Source organism: Blastomonas sp. RAC04, assembly GCF_001713435.1.
GTDB lineage: Bacteria > Pseudomonadota > Alphaproteobacteria > Sphingomonadales > Sphingomonadaceae > Blastomonas > Blastomonas fulva.
The window spans coordinates 3,332,768-3,347,623 of the sequence record NZ_CP016460.1 but is presented as its reverse complement, the minus strand read 5'-3'; the positions used below and the strand labels follow the sequence as shown (position 1 = coordinate 3,347,623).

Below are 14,856 nucleotides of genomic sequence, written 5' to 3'. Positions count from 1 at the left end.
CATCTCGACAGTCAGGCGGACGCACTCCAAGGAAAGATGATGATCAGCAAAGCTCCTACACTCCGCGCGCCGCTTAGCCGCACCAAACGGGCAGCTCTGCTGATCGGGCTTGCCGCCCTGCCGCTGCTGTCCGGCTGCGGCCAGCTGCGCGGTCATCAGGGTTTCATCTACGACCAGGCGCTGGCAGGCCAGATTCTGCCGGGCGTGGACAACCGCCAGTCGGTGGAACGGACGCTGGGTCGCCCGACCTTCACCGGCCAGTTCGCCAGCAACGAGTGGTATTATTTCGCGCGCGACACCCGTCAGCTCGCCTTCGCCAACCCGCGTGCCACCGCGCAGCAGGTGATGCGGGTGCGTTTCGATGCGGCAGGCAATGTCGAGGCGGTCGATTATACCGGGCTTGAACAGGTCGCCAACATCGACCCCGAAGGCAAGAAGACCCCGACGCTGGGTCGCAACCGCACCTTCTTCCAGGATCTGTTCGGCAATATCGGCGCAGTCGGTGCGCCCGGAGCCGGTGGCGGCGGCCCTCCGCAGTAACATACCCGCTATCCCGCGAGGCTCAGTCCGCGTCGGCCTCGATGCGGCTGACCAGCAGCTTGTCGACCTTGCGGTTGTCCATGTCGACGATCTCGAAACGCCATCCCTGGTCGTTGAACACCTCGCCCTCCTTGGGCAGGTGGCGCAGGCAGTGGAGCACATGGCCTGCCGCGGTCGCGTAATCGCGGTCGCCCGACAGGTCGATCCCCAGCCGCTCGGCCATGGCATCGGCAGGCAGCGCGCCTGAGATCAGCAGGCTGCCATCGGCGCGCTCGACCACCATCGGCGAATCGCCTTCGCCCTGGTCCGACGCGAAATCGCCGACCAGCGCCTGCAAAAGGTCAGCGGGCGTCACCAGCCCTTCGAAATGGCCGTATTCGTCATGGACGAGCGCCATCGGCACCTCGCCCTTCTGCAGCACCTTGAGCGCATCCATAGCATCGACCTGATCGGGAACGATCGGCGCGGTGCGCACCAGGGCCGCCAGATCGAGCGGCGCGCCTTCGATGATCGCCGAGAGCAGATCGCGCACCGTGACGATGCCGATGATCGCATCGACCGAACCATCGGCGACCGGCAGGCGGCTGTGCGGCGATTCGGCCATGATCCGGCGCAAATCCTCTAGCCCTGCCTCGACCGGCAGCCAGTCGACCTCGGTGCGCGGTGTCATCACCTCGCGCACCGGGCGTCCGGCCAGCCGCACGACGCCCGAAATGATCGCGCGTTCGCTTTCCTCGATCACGCCCGACTTGGTGGCTTCGGCAAAGATCATCTGCAGCTCTTCGGCGGTGACGATGTTCTCCGATTCGCGGTTGAGCCCGAGCAGCCGGAAGATCAGCGCGCTCGAGCTGTCGAGCAGCCAGACCACCGGAGCAGCGCCGCGCGCCATCAGGTCCATCGGGATCGCCATGATCACCGCCAGCTCCTCGGCCTTGCGCAACGCGAACTGCTTGGGCACCAGCTCGCCGATCACCAGCGACAGATAGGTGGTGATGCCGATGACCAGCGCGAAACCGGCGGTATCGGAGATGTCGGCGGGTACCCCGATCATCGCCAGCCGATCACCCACCGGTCCGCCGAGGCTCGCGCCCGAATATGCGCCTGCGACAATGCCGATCAGCGTGATGCCGATCTGGACGGTGGAGAGGAACTTGCCCGGGTCCGCCCCCAGCCGGATCGCGGTGCGCGCAGCGCTGCTGCCTTCCTTGGCCATCGCCTCCAGCCGCGCGGTGCGGGCCGATACGATGGCAAGTTCGGACATGGCGAACACGCCATTCAGAAAGATCAACGCCAGAATGATGATGGCGTCGAGCCACGGAAAGGGAAGGAGAGGGTCCATCGGGCCTTATGCTGTTTGCAAGGAGACACCCTATATCGCGGCAACGCGCAGTGTCACGCGGTTTCGCTGGATGGGGCGGATCGAGCGCGGCCCGCTTGCGCACAAAAAGTTACGCAATGTTATATTTCGGTTCGGGAACCATTCAGCCGCTGGATCGAATAAGGCGCTGAGACGTTACGAGACGTACGTACGACAGAATCCTTCAAAAGTCCTGGGAGCCTTTCAGCATGAACAGCAAGACCATCCGCATCGCAGCCTTTGCCGGCCTGTCCAGCCTTGCGCTGGCAGCCTGTGTGACCGACCCCGAAACCGGCCAGCAGCGGATCAGCAAGTCGGCGATCGGCGGCCTCGGCGGCGCGCTGGGCGGCTATCTGCTGGGCGACATCGTCGGCGGACGCCGAGACCGTACCGAAAAGATCGTCGGCGCGGGCATCGGCGCCGTGGCAGGCGCCGGCATCGGCTATTATCTCGACCAGCAGGAGCGCGAGCTTCGCCAGAAGACCGCCGGCACCGGCGTGGACGTGGTCCGTGATGGCGACAGCCTGCTGCTCAACATGCCCAGCCAGGTGACGTTCGATGTCGACAGCTCGGCGGTGAAGCCCGAATTCCGCAATACGCTGAACGATGTCGCCGCCACGCTGGTGCAGTATGAAAGCACCTATATCGACGTGTACGGCCACACCGATTCGACCGGCAGCGATGCGTACAACCAGACGCTGTCGGAACGCCGTGCGCAGTCGGTGTCGAGCTATCTGTCGACCCGCGGCGTCCAGTCCGCCCGCCTCGCGACGCGCGGCTTCGGCGAATCGCAGCCGGTTGCCTCCAACACCACCGAAGACGGCCGCGCGCAGAACCGCCGCGTGGAAATCCGCATCGTCCCTGTGACCCAGGCCGACGTAAACGGCTGATAGCAAGCCTCTCCCCTCCCGCTCGCGGGAGGGGAGAAGGCTCAAAACAGCCCTTCGATCTCGCCGCGCGCATCGAACCGGATGCTCTCTGCCGCAGGAACGCGCGGCAGGCCCGGCATGGTCATGATCTCGCCGCAGATCGCCACGACGAACCCCGCACCTGCACTCAGCTTCACCTCGCGTACCGGCAGCACGTGCCCGCTGGGCGCGCCGAGCAGCGTCGGGTCGGCGGAGAAACTGTACTGGGTCTTGGCCATGCACACCGGCAGATGGCCGTACCCCGCCTCTTCCCAGCGCCCCAGCTGTGCCAGGATCGCAGGCGACGCCGCGACAGAGCCGACGCGGTAGATGCGTGTGGCGACGGTGTTGATCTTGTCGATCAGCGGCAGGTCGTCGGGATAGAGCGGCGCAAACTGCGCGGCATCGGACCCTGCCAGCGCCGCCACCGCATGCGCCAGATCCTCAGCCCCCGCCCCGCCATCGGCCCAGTGGCGGCAGACATGCGCGTCTGCCCCCTGCGATGCCGCAGCCTCGCGCAGCACCTCGATCTCGGCGTCGGTATCGCTGGTGAAGTGGTTGATCGCGACCACCACCGGCACGCCGAAGCTGCGGACATTCTCGATATGCCGCACGAGGTTGACGCTGCCACGCCGCACTGCCTCGACATCCTCGCTGCCAAGGTCCGCCTTGGCGACGCCGCCGTTCATCTTGAGCGCGCGCACGGTGGCGACGATCACCGCCGCAGCCGGTTTCAGCCCCGCCTGGCGACACTTGATGTCGAAGAATTTTTCCGCGCCCAGATCCGCGCCGAATCCCGCCTCGGTCACCACGAAATCGCCCAACGCCAGCGCGGCGCGCGTCGCAATCACCGAATTGCAGCCATGCGCGATGTTGGCGAACGGGCCGCCATGGAGCAGCGCGGGGTTGCCCTCCAGCGTCTGCACCAGATTGGGCTTGATCGCCTGCGCGAGCAGCACCGTCATCGCGCCTGCGGCCTTGAGGTCGCTCGCCGTCACCGGGGTCTTGGCGCGGGTATAGCCGATGACGATCCGCCCCAGCCGCTCTTCGAGATCATCAAGATCGCGCGCCAGGCACAGGATCGCCATCACCTCGGACGCGACGGTGATGTCGAACCCGCTTTCGCGCGGAAAACCGTTGCCGACCCCGCCCACCGATTGCACGATCTGGCGCAGCGCGCGGTCGTTGATGTCGAGCACCCGCCGCCACACGACGCGGCGCACATCGATATCGAGCGCGTTGCCCCAGTGGATGTGGTTGTCGATCATCGCCGCGAGCAGATTGTGCGCCGAGGTGATCGCATGGAAATCGCCGGTGAAATGGAGGTTGATGTCTTCCATCGGCCCAACCTGAGCATAGCCGCCCCCGGTCGCGCCGCCCTTGGTGCCGAAGCACGGGCCGAGCGAGGGCTCGCGCAGCGCGAGCACGGTCTTGTGGCCGATCCGGCACAGGGCATCGGCAAGGCCGACCGACGTGGTGGTCTTGCCCTCGCCCGCCGGCGTGGGGTTGATCGCGGTGACGAGGATCAGGCGGCCCCGCGTGTCGCCCAGCCCTGCCGCAGCAAGGTCGATCTTGGCCTTGTGATGGCCATAAGGTTCGATCGCGTCAGGCTGCAGGCCCAGTTTTGCGGCGATGGCGGAGATCGGCTGGAGCCGGGCGGCGCGGGAAATCTGGATATCGGTGAGCATGAAGCCTCTTGCATGACAAGCGTGTGGGCACGGTCGTAATGCCCCTGCGCCGCGTGGCAAGCGCAGACCTTCAGCGGACGATGATCTCCACGCGGCGGTTGCCGCCGTTCTCGGTCTCGTCGGGAGTGGGAAAGCGCAGTTCGGTCTCGCCGCGCCCGGTGGTGGTGATCACCCCGGTGGGGAAGCCCATCTGCACCAGCCTGCCCTTGATCTCCTCGGCGCGCTTTTGCGAGAGCACGAGGTTGTAGTCCGCCTTGCCCACGGTGTCGGTATAGCCGATGATCTCGATCTCGGCGCCGGGGCGTGCCTTGAAGTGGCGGTCGAGCGCCTCGATCATGCCTTCGGACCCCGGTGCCAGATCGGTGGTGTCGGGCACGAAATACATGATGAAGCGCGCAGGCGGCGGCGGAAGATCGTTGATCAGCGCGCGCTCGTCGGGCTTGAGACCATCGGCCCCGACACCCTTGGGCCGCGGCGCGCAGCCGGTGAGCTTGGTGCGGGTGAACGACCCGGCGATGGTCGACCCGTCGGGGTTGCCGCAACCTTCGTCGATCACCGCCAGCGCGCCTTCGGACGACCCGTCCTCGTTGTCGAGCAGCAGCAGCGAAGGACCCGCACAGGCCGAAAGGGCAGATGCGGCAAGCGCCGCTCCGAAAGCAGCGCGCCGCATCATTCAGGCACGTTCACGATGAAGCGGGTGCCGCGGACCCCGAGCAAGGATGTCGGCGTGCGCACCTTCATCGCGTCGCGCCGCGACTTGGCGATCTGGCCCGAGACGACGCCGAGCGATCCCTTCTCGACCCGGGTCTCGAACGCGCCCGATCGGGTAGTCCGGTCGAAATCGAACTTGTCGACCGCGATGCGGCTGTTGGGTCCGACCGAAAAACGGGTGTTGTCGGCAAAGGTCACCGCGATCTGGCCGCCATTGCCGGTGACCAGCACATCGCCGGGCAGCAGGCTGGTGCCGACCGCGGGTGTCACCCGCGCGCCCTTGCGCTCGATCGAGGCTGTTCCGGTGGTCTTCTTGACCCGGCCGATATCCGCCCAGGCCGGTTGTGCGACCATCGCCAGCAGTGAAAATGTAACAAGCAGTCCGCATTTCATAATATGCATCCCCTCTTGCCCGCCATCATGGCATAACCTCAGCCATGATCCGGCGCAATTTCAATCCGCATTCGTGCGACCTGGACGAAAATGGTCCCGAATCGATACATCGTGCGGTGGCGCTGGTCCAATTGTTCTGCACAACCAACATGCTGCCGCCGCAGCAGCGCGCCAAGCTTGCGATCCTGGCGGAAGAGGCAGTTACCAATCTTTACGACCATGGTGAGGTCCGCCCAGGGTTTTCGGGCACGCTGACGCTGCGGGGGAGCAGCGACGCGGTGACCATCTGCCTGTGCGACTCGGGGCAGCCGTTCGATCCGCGCATGGAAAGTGACAGCGACAGCGAGGCCGAGATGCCCAATGCCGAGCGGGGCGGCGGCGCCGGGCTGGCGCTGATCCGCGCCTGGGCGGACATCATCGACTATCGCAGCGAAGACGGCGTCAACCGGCTGGAGATGAAACTGCGCGACTGAGCGCGCGGGCTCGATCAGGTATCGGCCACCAGCGGGTTGATGCTCCCCTTGAGCCGACCGCGCTGATCGATCAGCCGGGCAAGCTCGCCCTCACCGGTGCGCAGCCTGGTCGGCGTGGTCCCTGCAAACAGCTTGAGCTCGCGAATCATGTGCGACTGGTCGTAGAACGCATCGCGCAGGAAGTCGGCCTCGTCCGGCTGGGCGTCGATCAGCGCCCGCGCGGCGCGCAGCGCGCGATATTTGCGCGAGAGATATTTTGGCGGCATGCCGTAGAGCTGCTTCACCCGGCGGGTCAGCTGGCGTTCGGACAGATCGGTCTGCGCGTGCAGTTCGGTCACCATCGGCGAGACGCTCGAGGCGAGCCACTGGTCGACCATCCGCGTGAAGGCGACCATCTCCGGATTGGCCTCCTGCATGATCGGCTTCAGGATCGCATCGGCTGCGGCGCACATCGCGGGCAGCGAATCGAGCGCGCGCACCTCTTCGAGCCGCTGCTCGATATTGGGGAACACCATGACCGCGGGCACGATTCGGTCGAGATACTGCGCTGCGCTCTGCTGGGTCAGCGCGCCCCATCCGGCTGCGGTGATGCCCAGGCCGAACATGTGGAACGGGCCCTCGATCTCGAACTTCACCGCTGCGGTGGTCGGCCCCATCAGCGCGGCACCGCTGATCTGCGTCTTCGATCCATCGGGAAAATGCATGGTCACGCGCCCGCAGGTGCCCAGCCGAAGCTGCGCAATGGCCGCGCGCTCGCCGTCCATGACATAAGGTTCAGGGCTATCGAACAGATAATAGACCGAGACAAACTCGCGGAGCGATTCGTCCGGAAGAGCATATTGCAGGTTCGGCATGCGCGGCCCCATTCCCCCGTGCAACGCAGCAGCGGATTGACCGCTTGTCCCCGTGCCGGTGTTATTTTCTCGTCGACCCGGCAAGGCCTATAGACCGAATGGAGCACAAAAAAAAGGCGATCCCGCCACAAGGGCAGGATCGCCGTTAGGAAAAGAACTCTCGGCATTGCTGCCTTGAGCCCTTCGGGTCGCAAACGGGCTATAGGGGATGATCGGGGGGGATGATTGGATGGATTCGACACGATGAAAAATCGTGCAAAATCTGCCCGCTAGTCCCGAACCGTTCAGGAATGGCGCGAATCAGCCACCGCTGGCGATCCAGCCGTCGATTCGCTCCTCCAGCACCGTCAGCGGCACCGGTCCGCTCTTGAGAATCGCGTCATGGAAACGGCCGTACTGGAACTTCGGCCCCAGCGCCTTTTGCGCGCGTTCGCGCAGTTCCATGATCTTGAGCTTGCCGATCATATAGGCGTTGGCCTGGCCCGGATAAACGACATAGCGCTCGATCGCCTTGGAGATATCGCCATCGGGATTGGGGGTGTTTTCGGTCAGGTACCCAATCGCCTGCTCGCGGCTCCAGCGCTTGTGATGGATGCCGGTATCGACCACCAGACGGCAGGCGCGCCACAGTTCCATGCCCAGCCGGCCGAAGTCCGAATAGGGGTCTTGGTAAAAGCCCATGTCCTTGCCCAGCTCTTCCGAATACAGGCCCCAGCCTTCGGTATAGGCGGTAACCCCGCCAAAGCGGCGGAACGGCGGCAGATCGCCGAGTTCGGTCTGCACCGCGCGCTGGAGATGGTGGCCGGGAAGCCCCTCATGATAGGCCAGCGCCTCAAGCTCGGTCGAGGCCATGTCCTTGAGGTTGTAGAGGTTCACATAATAAGTGCCGGGGCGCGACCCATCGGGCGCGGGGCTCTGGTAGAACGCCTTGCCTGCGGACTTCTCGCGAAACGCCTCGACCGCCTTCACCGTCAGCGGCGCCTTGGGCAGCGTGTTGAAATATTCGGGCAGCTTGGCGGTCATCGCCTTCAGCTTGGTGTCGACCGCCGCAAGATAGTCCTCGCGCGTCTTGAAATAGAAGCGGTCGTCGGTGCGGACGAAGGCGAAGAATTCCTGCAGCGTGCCGGTGAAGCCCACCGTCTTCATGATCTCGCGCATCTGCCCGTGGATACGCGCGACATTGTCGAGCCCGATCTGGTGGACCTGATCGGGGGTGAGATCGGTGGTGGTGTAGCTGGCGAGCAGCTGCGCATAATAGGCCGCGCCGTCCTTGAAGCGCCACACGCCATCCTCGGCAGGAGCGATCGACTGCTGCCGCTCCATCTCGGCGATCAGCCGCTGATAGGCCGGCTTGACGCTGGTCAGCAGCGCATCGCTGCCCGCGGCAATCAGCGCGGCCTTGTCGGCCGCCGGGATGTCGAGCGCATCGACCTTCTTGCTGAGGTCGGCGAGCAGCGTCGAGGGCGCGCCGCCATCGAAGGGAGCGCCCTTGATCACGTTGCGTGCGTCATCGATGACGAAAGGATAGACCCATTTGGGCGGCATCACGCCCGCTTCCGCCCGCGTGCGCGACTCGGCGATCAGGCCGTCCAGCCTGGGGCCGATGCCCTGCAGGCGTGCGACATAGGCCTCGGCATCGCTCTTGCTGGCAACGCGGTGGATGTTGATCAGGAAGGCCGGCATCTGGCTCTGCGCGCCGTTCATCTGGTCGAAGACATAATCGTTGCGGCGGAACGGGTGCGCCTTGGCGGCGCGCTCGGCCTGATATTCGAACAACCGATAGCTCAGCGCATCCTCGGTGCTCAGCTTGGCGGGGTCGAACCGCGCCTTCATCGTCGCCAGAGCCTTTTGACCGCGCTCGAAATCGGCGACGGCCTTGGCATCCGACGGATCGTTCCACTTGCCGTAATCGGCATCGCGGATGCCGCGATAGGCCTTGCCCTGCGGCGATTGCGCCAGGCCATCGGCATCGACCTGCTCGAAGAACGCGGCAAGCTCGGCGCTGTTGGCCTTGGCTGCAGGGGCGGTCTGGGCCCCGACCGGGCTGGCCAGCACCAGCGGGCTGGCGGCAAGCAACAGGGCGGTGGCTAGGGTACGCAGGGCCATAAGACGACTTTCCGTTATTCTGTGATGGTTTAGGCAAACCGTATACACTTGGATGCCAAGGGTAAACCGCCAGCAGGGCGCTTGACCATCGGCCCGTCGCAAAGCCATAGGCTGACCATGCTGTTTTCGCTCGCCCGGCCCGCCCTGTTCCTGCTCGATGGAGAGACCGCCCACCGGCTGACGCTGGCGGCGCTGCGGCTTGCGCCGGCCTCTGCTCCGCCCGCTGCCGATCCGATGCTGGCGATGCGGGTCGCGGGGATCGATTTTCCCGCGCCGGTGGGTCTGGCCCCCGGCTTCGACAAGAATGCCGAAGCGCCGCATGCGCTGTTCGGCTTCGGCTTCGGCTTTGTCGAGATCGGCACCGTGACCCCCCTGCCCCAGGCGGGCAACCCGCGCCCGCGGCTGTTCCGGCTGGTCGAGGACAAGGCGGTGATCAACCGCATGGGCTTCAACAACGACGGCGCAGGCGCAGTGGTCGAGCGGCTGGTCGCGGGCCGATCGAACGCCGGGATCATCGGTGTCAACATCGGCGCCAACAAGAATTCCGAAGACCGCATCGCCGATTATGCGACGATGACGCGGATCATGGCGCCGCTGGCGCGCTATCTCACGGTCAACATCTCCTCGCCCAACACCCCGGGCCTGCGCGCGCTGCAGGACGCAGGCGCGCTCTCGGCGCTGCTCGATGCGGTGATCGAGGCGCGGGGGGCCAATCCCTGCCCGGTGTTCCTCAAGCTCGCACCCGATCTGGAGCCGGCCGATATCGACGACATCACCCGCATCGCGATGGACAAAAGGCTCGATGCGCTGATCGTCTCGAACACCACCATTTCGCGCCCCGCGCTGCGCTCGCGGCATGCGGGCGAAGCAGGCGGGCTGTCGGGGGCGCCTTTGCGCGATCTGGCGCAGCAGCGCTTGCGCGATTTCCGGACCGCAAGCGGCGGCGCGATCCCGCTGATCGGCGTCGGCGGCATCGCATCGGCAGAAGACGCCTATGCCCGGGTGCGCGCGGGCGCGTCGCTGGTGCAGTTGTATTCGGCACTGGTGTACGAAGGTCCGGGACTGGCCGCGCAGATCAACCGGGGCCTCAAGAGACTCCTGAAGCGGGATGGTTTTGCGACGCTGGGCGAGGCTGTGGGGATCGATTGATATTTTGCACTAGCCGGTCCCCTGTGCAGGGGAACCGCAAACGCGGCGGCCTGAGCTGCGCTGCCGTGTTGAACCGCACAACTGATCGCCCCACTCGATCACCGCACCCCAAAACCTTCATTAGCGCAGTAATGTGCGAATGATTATCAATAGCCTGTTGCCGCATGACAGGAGTTCGACCATGCCCCGCGATATTGCCAAGACATTGAGCTATCTGGCGGTGCACCTCACCATCGGGTTTTCTGTCGCCTATGCGTTCACCGGATCGCTCGAGATCGCTGGCGGCCTTGCGATCATCGAGCCGATGGTCAACGCGGTGGCATTCTTCTTCCACGAGAAGCTCTGGGCGGCCAAGCCCGAGGGTGGCGCGGCGGTCGCGCTTGCCTGAGGCAGAGCTTGCCGCCCCCCGTCCCGGCGCTATAACGCAGCGATGACCGCATTCCCCCGCACGCTGCTCGTTGCAGCCGCCTTCGCCCTGTCCACGCTCTCCATCGCCGGCCACGCGCAGGCACCCGCGCCCGCCCGCTCGTCCGCAACCGCGGCGCAGGGCAAGGGCGTGGTCTCCTCAGCCGATCCGCGCGCAACCGCAGCGGGGCAGGAGATCCTGCGCAAGGGCGGGTCGGCTGCCGATGCCGCGATGGCGATGATGCTCGCGCTGACCGTGGTCGAGCCGCAAAGCTCGGGGATCGGCGGAGGCGGACTGCTGCTGCATCACGATGCCGCGACCGGCACGCTTGCCACCATCGACGGGCGCGAAATGGCACCGGCTTCGGCCAGCGAGGCGCTGCTGCTGGGCGCAGACGGCAAGCCCTTGCCCTTTATCGATGCCTTTCAGGGCGGCCGCAGCGTCGGGGTTCCCGGCAACATCCGGCTGATGGCGATGACCCACGCCAGATGGGGCAAATTGCCCTGGGCGGACCTGTTTGCGCCCGCGATCCGACTCGCCGACCAAGGCTTCGAGGTGAGCGACGTGCTCGCGGGCACCCTCAAGCGGCTTGCGCCGATCTGGTCGCGCTTCCCCGATGCGCGCGGCATCTACTGGAACGCCACCGGACCCAAGGCAGCGGGCGAGCGGGTGACCAATCCCGCGCTTGCCGAGCTGCTGCGCGCGGTGGCCAAGGGCGGCCCAGACGCCTTCTATACCGGCAAGCACGGCCAGGCACTGGTCGATGCGGTGAGCAAGGCTTCGGTCAATCCTGCAAAGATGACGCTGGCCGACCTTGCCGCCTATACCGCCAAGGAGCGCCCCGCGGTGTGTTCGCGCTATCGCGGATACAAGGTCTGCGGCATGGGCCCGCCCTCTTCGGGCGCGACCACGGTGCAGCAGATCCTGGGCATGCTCCAGCCGCACGATATCGCAGGCATGGGCAAGGACGACCCGAAGACCTGGCATCTGATCGGCGAGGCGATGCAGCTCGCTTATGCCGACCGCGAACAGTATCTGGGCGATCCCGATTTCGTCTCGGTGCCGGTCAACGGCCTGCTCGACCCCGCCTATGTCGCCAGCCGCGCCGCAACGATCGATCCCGCCAAGGCGTTGGGTCGCTATGAAGCCGGCACCCCGCCGGGCGCCGAGCCGCGCACGGCCGCGATCTCGAGCGAGGTTGCCGGCACCACCCATTTCGTCGCGGTCGATGGCGCGGGCAATGTCGTCAGCATGACCTCGACCGTCGAAGGCCCGTTCGGCAGCCAGCTGATCGCCAACGGCTATTTCCTCAACAACGAGCTCACCGACTTCACCTTCGCGCCCGAAAAGAACGGGATGAAGGTCGCCAACCGGGTGCAGCCGGGCAAGCGCCCTTTGTCCTCGATGTCGCCGCACATCGTCTATGACGCTGCTGATCGCCCGGTGCTGGCCGTCGGCTCGGCAGGCGGCAAGCGCATCATCATGCACGTCACCAAGGCGCTGATCGGGGTAATCGATTTCGGCCTGCCTGCAGGCGACGCGCTCGCGCTGCCCAACATCTATTTCGGCAACGGCTCGCTGATCGTCGAAAAGGACACCGGGCTGGGCGCGATGAGCAAGGACCTTGCCGCGATGGGCCAGCCGGTGGTGGTCAGTGACCTGGGCTCGAAGCTCAACGCGGCGCAGTTCGATGGCAAGGCCTGGACCGGCTATGCCGATCCGCGCAGTCCCGGTGTCGCGCTGGCCGAGTGACGCCCGTCCCCAACCTTGCGCTTTCGACCAACCTCTCCCCCTGTTCGACCAGCAGGCGGCGGCGGTAAAGACATGTCAGTCATCTGCGGTTAAGACTGTCGCCGATGAAAATGCTTGCCACGCGCCATGCCCGGCCCCGGGTGGACCAGCAGGTCGCCCTGCTTTCGATCCTGGGATTCTGGCTGTTCTACATGATCATCGTCACGCTGCGCGCGGCGGTGCTGGATTTTCCCGCCCAGGAAGAGCTGGTGATCCGCCGGGTGGCGGTGACGGTGTTCGGCATCGTCACCAATGTCGCGCTGTATCTGGGCCTGCGCTGGTTCGAGGACAAACCGCTGACCCCGCGGATCATCGCCGCGTGCATCGGCGCGATCCCCGCGGCGCTGGCGATCTCGTCGTTCAATTATTTCGCGTTCAACGTCTATGATCCGATCAGCGTGTTCGAGGACAGCGAACTGCGCGAGAAGATCGCCGAGATCGACCCGCTCGCCATCGTGCTCGAGTTCGCGATCTCCAGCTATTATTTCCTGATGTCGTGGGCGATGCTCTATCTGGCGCTGAGCTATGCCAGCGAGGTGCGCGCGGCCGAGCGCCGTGCGGCGCGCTTTGCCCAGGCCGCGCAGCAGGCCGAGCTGCGCAGCTTGCGCTATCAGGTCAATCCGCATTTTCTGTTCAACACATTGAATTCGCTGTCTACCCTGGTGCTGCGCAACCGCCCGGAAGAGGCCGAGTCGATGATCATGAACCTGTCGACCTTCTATCGCACCAGCCTGACCGGCGATCCGCTGGACGATGTGCCGCTGGCCGATGAGGTGCAGCTGCAGCAGCTGTATCTGGCGATCGAGGCGGTGCGCTTTCCCGACCGGCTGAAGATCGAGATCGACGTGCCCGATGCGGTGATGAGCTGCTGCGTGCCCGGGCTGATCCTGCAGCCGCTGGTCGAGAACGCGATCAAATACGGTGTCGCGCGCGCCACCCGCCCGGTGACGATCCGCATCACCGCGCGCGAGGTGGACGATGTGCTCAACATCGTCGTCAGCGATGACGGCGATGTCATCCCCTCGGATCAGGACAAAGGCAGCGGCATCGGCCTTGCCAATGTCCGCGACCGGCTGGATGCCCGGTACGGCAGTGCGGCGCGGATCGAATGGCATGTTCCGTTTGAAGGAGGCTTTGTGGTGGATTTGACCCTGCCGGCGGTGCGCCATGACTGTTGAGGCCGATACCGCACCGCTCAGAACCATGATCGTCGACGACGAACCGCTGGCGGTCGAACGCCTGCAGCTGCTGTGCGCGCGGCTGGGCCAGATCAGCCTGGTGGGCACCGCCAGCGACGGCGAATCGGCGCTGCGGCTGGCCGAGCAATTGCGCCCCGAACTGGTGTTCCTCGACATCAACATGCCGCGGCTGGACGGCATGGGTGTCGCGCGCGCGCTGGGCAAGATGGACCAGACGCCCGCGATCATCTTCGTCACCGCCTATCAGGCGTTCGCGGTCGAGGCGTTCGATCTGGCGGCGATCGACTATCTGCTCAAGCCCGTGGCCACCGACCGGCTGGAGCGCGCGGTTGCGCGCGTCATGGAGCGGCGCAACTTCGTGCTCTCCAACCCCGTGCCCGATGCGCCGCCCGCCAGCCAGGACTGGGTGCGCGAATTCTGGGTGCCGCACCGCTCCGAACTGAAGCGCATCGATGCCGACCTGATCGAACGGATCGATGCCGAGCGCGACTATATGCGGCTGCACGTCGGCACCCGCAGCTATCTGATGCACGAGACGATCAAGACGCTGGAAGAGCGGCTGGACCCTTCGCGCTTCGTCCGGCTGCACCGCTCGCACATCGTGCGCCACGACTACATCACCTCGCTGCGCCACAATGGCGGCGGCGTATGGTTCGCGTGCCTCGCCGATGGCAGCGAACTGCGCGTCGGGCGGACGTATCTGGCGCGGGTGAAGGAAATGGCGGGCCGGTAGGGCGCGCGGCGGTTCCCCCCCTCCCGGATCCCCCGCGAAGGCGGGGGCCCATCACCTGCCCTGCCGATCCCTCACCTGCCTGGAGATGGCCCCCTGCCTCCGCAGGGGACCGGCTGGGAAGGAAGCCGGGGTTACTCCTGAAACGCCGCAACGATATCCGCAGTCACACGCGCGGGCCTGCCGGTCGCCTTGTCGAGCATCGCCCATGTTGAAATCGCGCTGACAATTGCGCGCCCGTTCGCATCGCTGAACACGGCATGCCGGGCAAAGCGCGCGCCCTTGGGGGTGCCGGGGACCCAGGTCCGCCCCACCGCCTGCTCGCCCAGCGCAATGTTGCCGCGATAGTCGATCTCGTGCCGGACGATTACCCAGAAATAGGCATCGACATGCGCAGGGTCAGCCGCAGCCTGCCAATGCGCCACCGACAGCTCCTGCAGCCACTGCACCCAGACGGCATTGTTGACATGGCCCAGCTCATCGATGTGCTGCGGCTCGGCGGTAAAGGTGCGTTCGAAGCTGTTCATACAAAAAGGCCCGGCTGATGGTGT

Annotated in this window: 15 protein-coding genes; 8 read left to right on the top strand and 7 right to left on the bottom strand. The window is 65.5% G+C overall.

Going from position 1 to position 14,856, the window contains the following annotated elements; genetic code table 11:
• Nucleotides 1-36 precede the first annotated feature (36 nt).
• Entirely contained in the window at nt 37-540 is a 504-nt protein-coding gene (locus tag BSY18_RS16585; RefSeq protein WP_082382436.1) for an outer membrane protein assembly factor BamE, read from the top strand.
• A 22-nt stretch (nt 541-562) separates the two neighbouring features.
• On the opposite strand, the gene BSY18_RS16580 is transcribed toward BSY18_RS16585, so the two are convergent.
• The gene (locus tag BSY18_RS16580; protein WP_069051235.1) at nt 563-1,879 is read right to left on the bottom strand and encodes a hemolysin family protein; all 1,317 of its coding nucleotides are present in this window, start codon (nt 1,877-1,879) and stop codon (nt 563-565) included.
• Between the two features lie 227 nt (nt 1,880-2,106).
• Between BSY18_RS16580 and BSY18_RS16575 the strand changes: the two genes are divergently transcribed.
• Entirely contained in the window at nt 2,107-2,787 is a 681-nt protein-coding gene (locus BSY18_RS16575) for an OmpA family protein (protein ID WP_054136030.1), read from the top strand.
• A 41-nt stretch (nt 2,788-2,828) separates the two neighbouring features.
• On the opposite strand, the gene BSY18_RS16570 is transcribed toward BSY18_RS16575, so the two are convergent.
• The 3 genes from BSY18_RS16570 to BSY18_RS16560 all read right to left on the bottom strand — a co-directional run bounded on the left by BSY18_RS16570 (nt 2,829) and on the right by BSY18_RS16560 (nt 5,597).
• Nucleotides 2,829-4,493, bottom strand: a complete 1,665-nt coding sequence (locus BSY18_RS16570; RefSeq protein WP_069051234.1) for a formate--tetrahydrofolate ligase — start codon at nt 4,491-4,493, stop codon at nt 2,829-2,831.
• Nucleotides 4,494-4,563: 70 nt separating this feature from the next.
• On the bottom strand, nt 4,564-5,166 hold the full coding sequence (locus BSY18_RS16565; RefSeq protein ID WP_069051233.1) for an OmpA family protein: 603 nt from the start codon (nt 5,164-5,166) through the stop codon (nt 4,564-4,566).
• Nucleotides 5,163-5,597, bottom strand: coding sequence for a FecR family protein (locus BSY18_RS16560; RefSeq protein WP_054136033.1), 435 nt, complete (start codon nt 5,595-5,597; stop codon nt 5,163-5,165). Before BSY18_RS16560 ends, BSY18_RS16565 begins: the two co-directional genes overlap by 4 nt.
• Nucleotides 5,598-5,641: 44 nt before the next feature.
• Here BSY18_RS16560 and BSY18_RS16555 point away from each other — a divergent pair, with 44 nt between their 5' ends.
• The gene (locus BSY18_RS16555; RefSeq protein ID WP_069051232.1) at nt 5,642-6,070 is read left to right on the top strand and encodes an ATP-binding protein; all 429 of its coding nucleotides are present in this window, start codon (nt 5,642-5,644) and stop codon (nt 6,068-6,070) included.
• A gap of 14 nt (nt 6,071-6,084) precedes the next feature.
• Here the strand turns inward: BSY18_RS16555 and BSY18_RS16550 are convergent, their stop codons facing one another.
• Together BSY18_RS16550 and BSY18_RS16545 are read right to left on the bottom strand one after the other, a co-directional pair.
• Nucleotides 6,085-6,924 carry an AraC family transcriptional regulator gene (locus BSY18_RS16550; RefSeq protein WP_162892487.1) on the bottom strand — a complete coding sequence of 280 codons (840 nt, stop codon included), beginning with the start codon at nt 6,922-6,924 and terminating at the stop codon, nt 6,085-6,087.
• Between the two features lie 300 nt (nt 6,925-7,224).
• A complete protein-coding gene (locus BSY18_RS16545; RefSeq protein ID WP_069051231.1) occupies nt 7,225-9,030 on the bottom strand; it encodes a DUF885 domain-containing protein in 1,806 nt (601 codons plus the stop codon).
• Nucleotides 9,031-9,147: 117 nt separating this feature from the next.
• Here BSY18_RS16545 and BSY18_RS16540 point away from each other — a divergent pair, with 117 nt between their 5' ends.
• From BSY18_RS16540 to BSY18_RS16520, 5 genes are all read left to right on the top strand, one after another.
• Nucleotides 9,148-10,179: a quinone-dependent dihydroorotate dehydrogenase gene (locus tag BSY18_RS16540; protein WP_069051230.1), complete on the top strand. Its 1,032-nt coding sequence runs from the start codon at nt 9,148-9,150 to the stop codon at nt 10,177-10,179.
• 181 nt (nt 10,180-10,360) lie between these two features.
• Complete coding sequence (locus BSY18_RS16535) at nt 10,361-10,567, top strand: DUF2061 domain-containing protein (RefSeq protein WP_069051229.1); 207 nt, start codon at nt 10,361-10,363, stop codon at nt 10,565-10,567.
• A 42-nt stretch (nt 10,568-10,609) separates the two neighbouring features.
• A complete protein-coding gene (ggt, locus tag BSY18_RS16530) occupies nt 10,610-12,337 on the top strand; it encodes a gamma-glutamyltransferase (RefSeq protein WP_069051228.1) in 1,728 nt (575 codons plus the stop codon).
• Between the two features lie 110 nt (nt 12,338-12,447).
• Nucleotides 12,448-13,554 (top strand): sensor histidine kinase, encoded by a 1,107-nt coding sequence (locus BSY18_RS16525; protein WP_069051988.1) that lies wholly within the window; start codon nt 12,448-12,450, stop codon nt 13,552-13,554.
• Nucleotides 13,544-14,308, top strand: a complete 765-nt coding sequence (locus BSY18_RS16520) for a LytR/AlgR family response regulator transcription factor (RefSeq protein ID WP_054136040.1) — start codon at nt 13,544-13,546, stop codon at nt 14,306-14,308. The genes BSY18_RS16525 and BSY18_RS16520 overlap by 11 nt, the downstream gene beginning before the upstream one ends.
• A gap of 131 nt (nt 14,309-14,439) precedes the next feature.
• On the opposite strand, the gene BSY18_RS16515 is transcribed toward BSY18_RS16520, so the two are convergent.
• Complete coding sequence (locus BSY18_RS16515) at nt 14,440-14,832, bottom strand: acyl-CoA thioesterase (RefSeq protein WP_054136041.1); 393 nt, start codon at nt 14,830-14,832, stop codon at nt 14,440-14,442.
• Nucleotides 14,833-14,856: the final 24 nt, after the last annotated feature.

Coding starts and splice junctions, on each gene's coding strand:
- BSY18_RS16560 (WP_054136033.1), bottom strand. CDS start 5,597: ATGAAATGCGGACTGCTTGTTACATTTTCACTGCTGGCGATGGTCGCA.
- BSY18_RS16515 (WP_054136041.1), bottom strand. CDS start 14,832: ATGAACAGCTTCGAACGCACCTTTACCGCCGAGCCGCAGCACATCGAT.
- BSY18_RS16540 (WP_069051230.1), top strand. CDS start 9,148: ATGCTGTTTTCGCTCGCCCGGCCCGCCCTGTTCCTGCTCGATGGAGAG.
- BSY18_RS16550 (WP_162892487.1), bottom strand. CDS start 6,924: ATGCCGAACCTGCAATATGCTCTTCCGGACGAATCGCTCCGCGAGTTT.
- ggt (WP_069051228.1), top strand. CDS start 10,610: ATGACCGCATTCCCCCGCACGCTGCTCGTTGCAGCCGCCTTCGCCCTG.
- BSY18_RS16580 (WP_069051235.1), bottom strand. CDS start 1,879: ATGGACCCTCTCCTTCCCTTTCCGTGGCTCGACGCCATCATCATTCTG.
- BSY18_RS16555 (WP_069051232.1), top strand. CDS start 5,642: ATGATCCGGCGCAATTTCAATCCGCATTCGTGCGACCTGGACGAAAAT.
- BSY18_RS16575 (WP_054136030.1), top strand. CDS start 2,107: ATGAACAGCAAGACCATCCGCATCGCAGCCTTTGCCGGCCTGTCCAGC.
- BSY18_RS16525 (WP_069051988.1), top strand. CDS start 12,448: ATGCTTGCCACGCGCCATGCCCGGCCCCGGGTGGACCAGCAGGTCGCC.
- BSY18_RS16585 (WP_082382436.1), top strand. CDS start 37: ATGATGATCAGCAAAGCTCCTACACTCCGCGCGCCGCTTAGCCGCACC.
- BSY18_RS16570 (WP_069051234.1), bottom strand. CDS start 4,493: ATGCTCACCGATATCCAGATTTCCCGCGCCGCCCGGCTCCAGCCGATC.
- BSY18_RS16565 (WP_069051233.1), bottom strand. CDS start 5,166: ATGATGCGGCGCGCTGCTTTCGGAGCGGCGCTTGCCGCATCTGCCCTT.
- BSY18_RS16520 (WP_054136040.1), top strand. CDS start 13,544: ATGACTGTTGAGGCCGATACCGCACCGCTCAGAACCATGATCGTCGAC.
- BSY18_RS16535 (WP_069051229.1), top strand. CDS start 10,361: ATGCCCCGCGATATTGCCAAGACATTGAGCTATCTGGCGGTGCACCTC.
- BSY18_RS16545 (WP_069051231.1), bottom strand. CDS start 9,030: ATGGCCCTGCGTACCCTAGCCACCGCCCTGTTGCTTGCCGCCAGCCCG.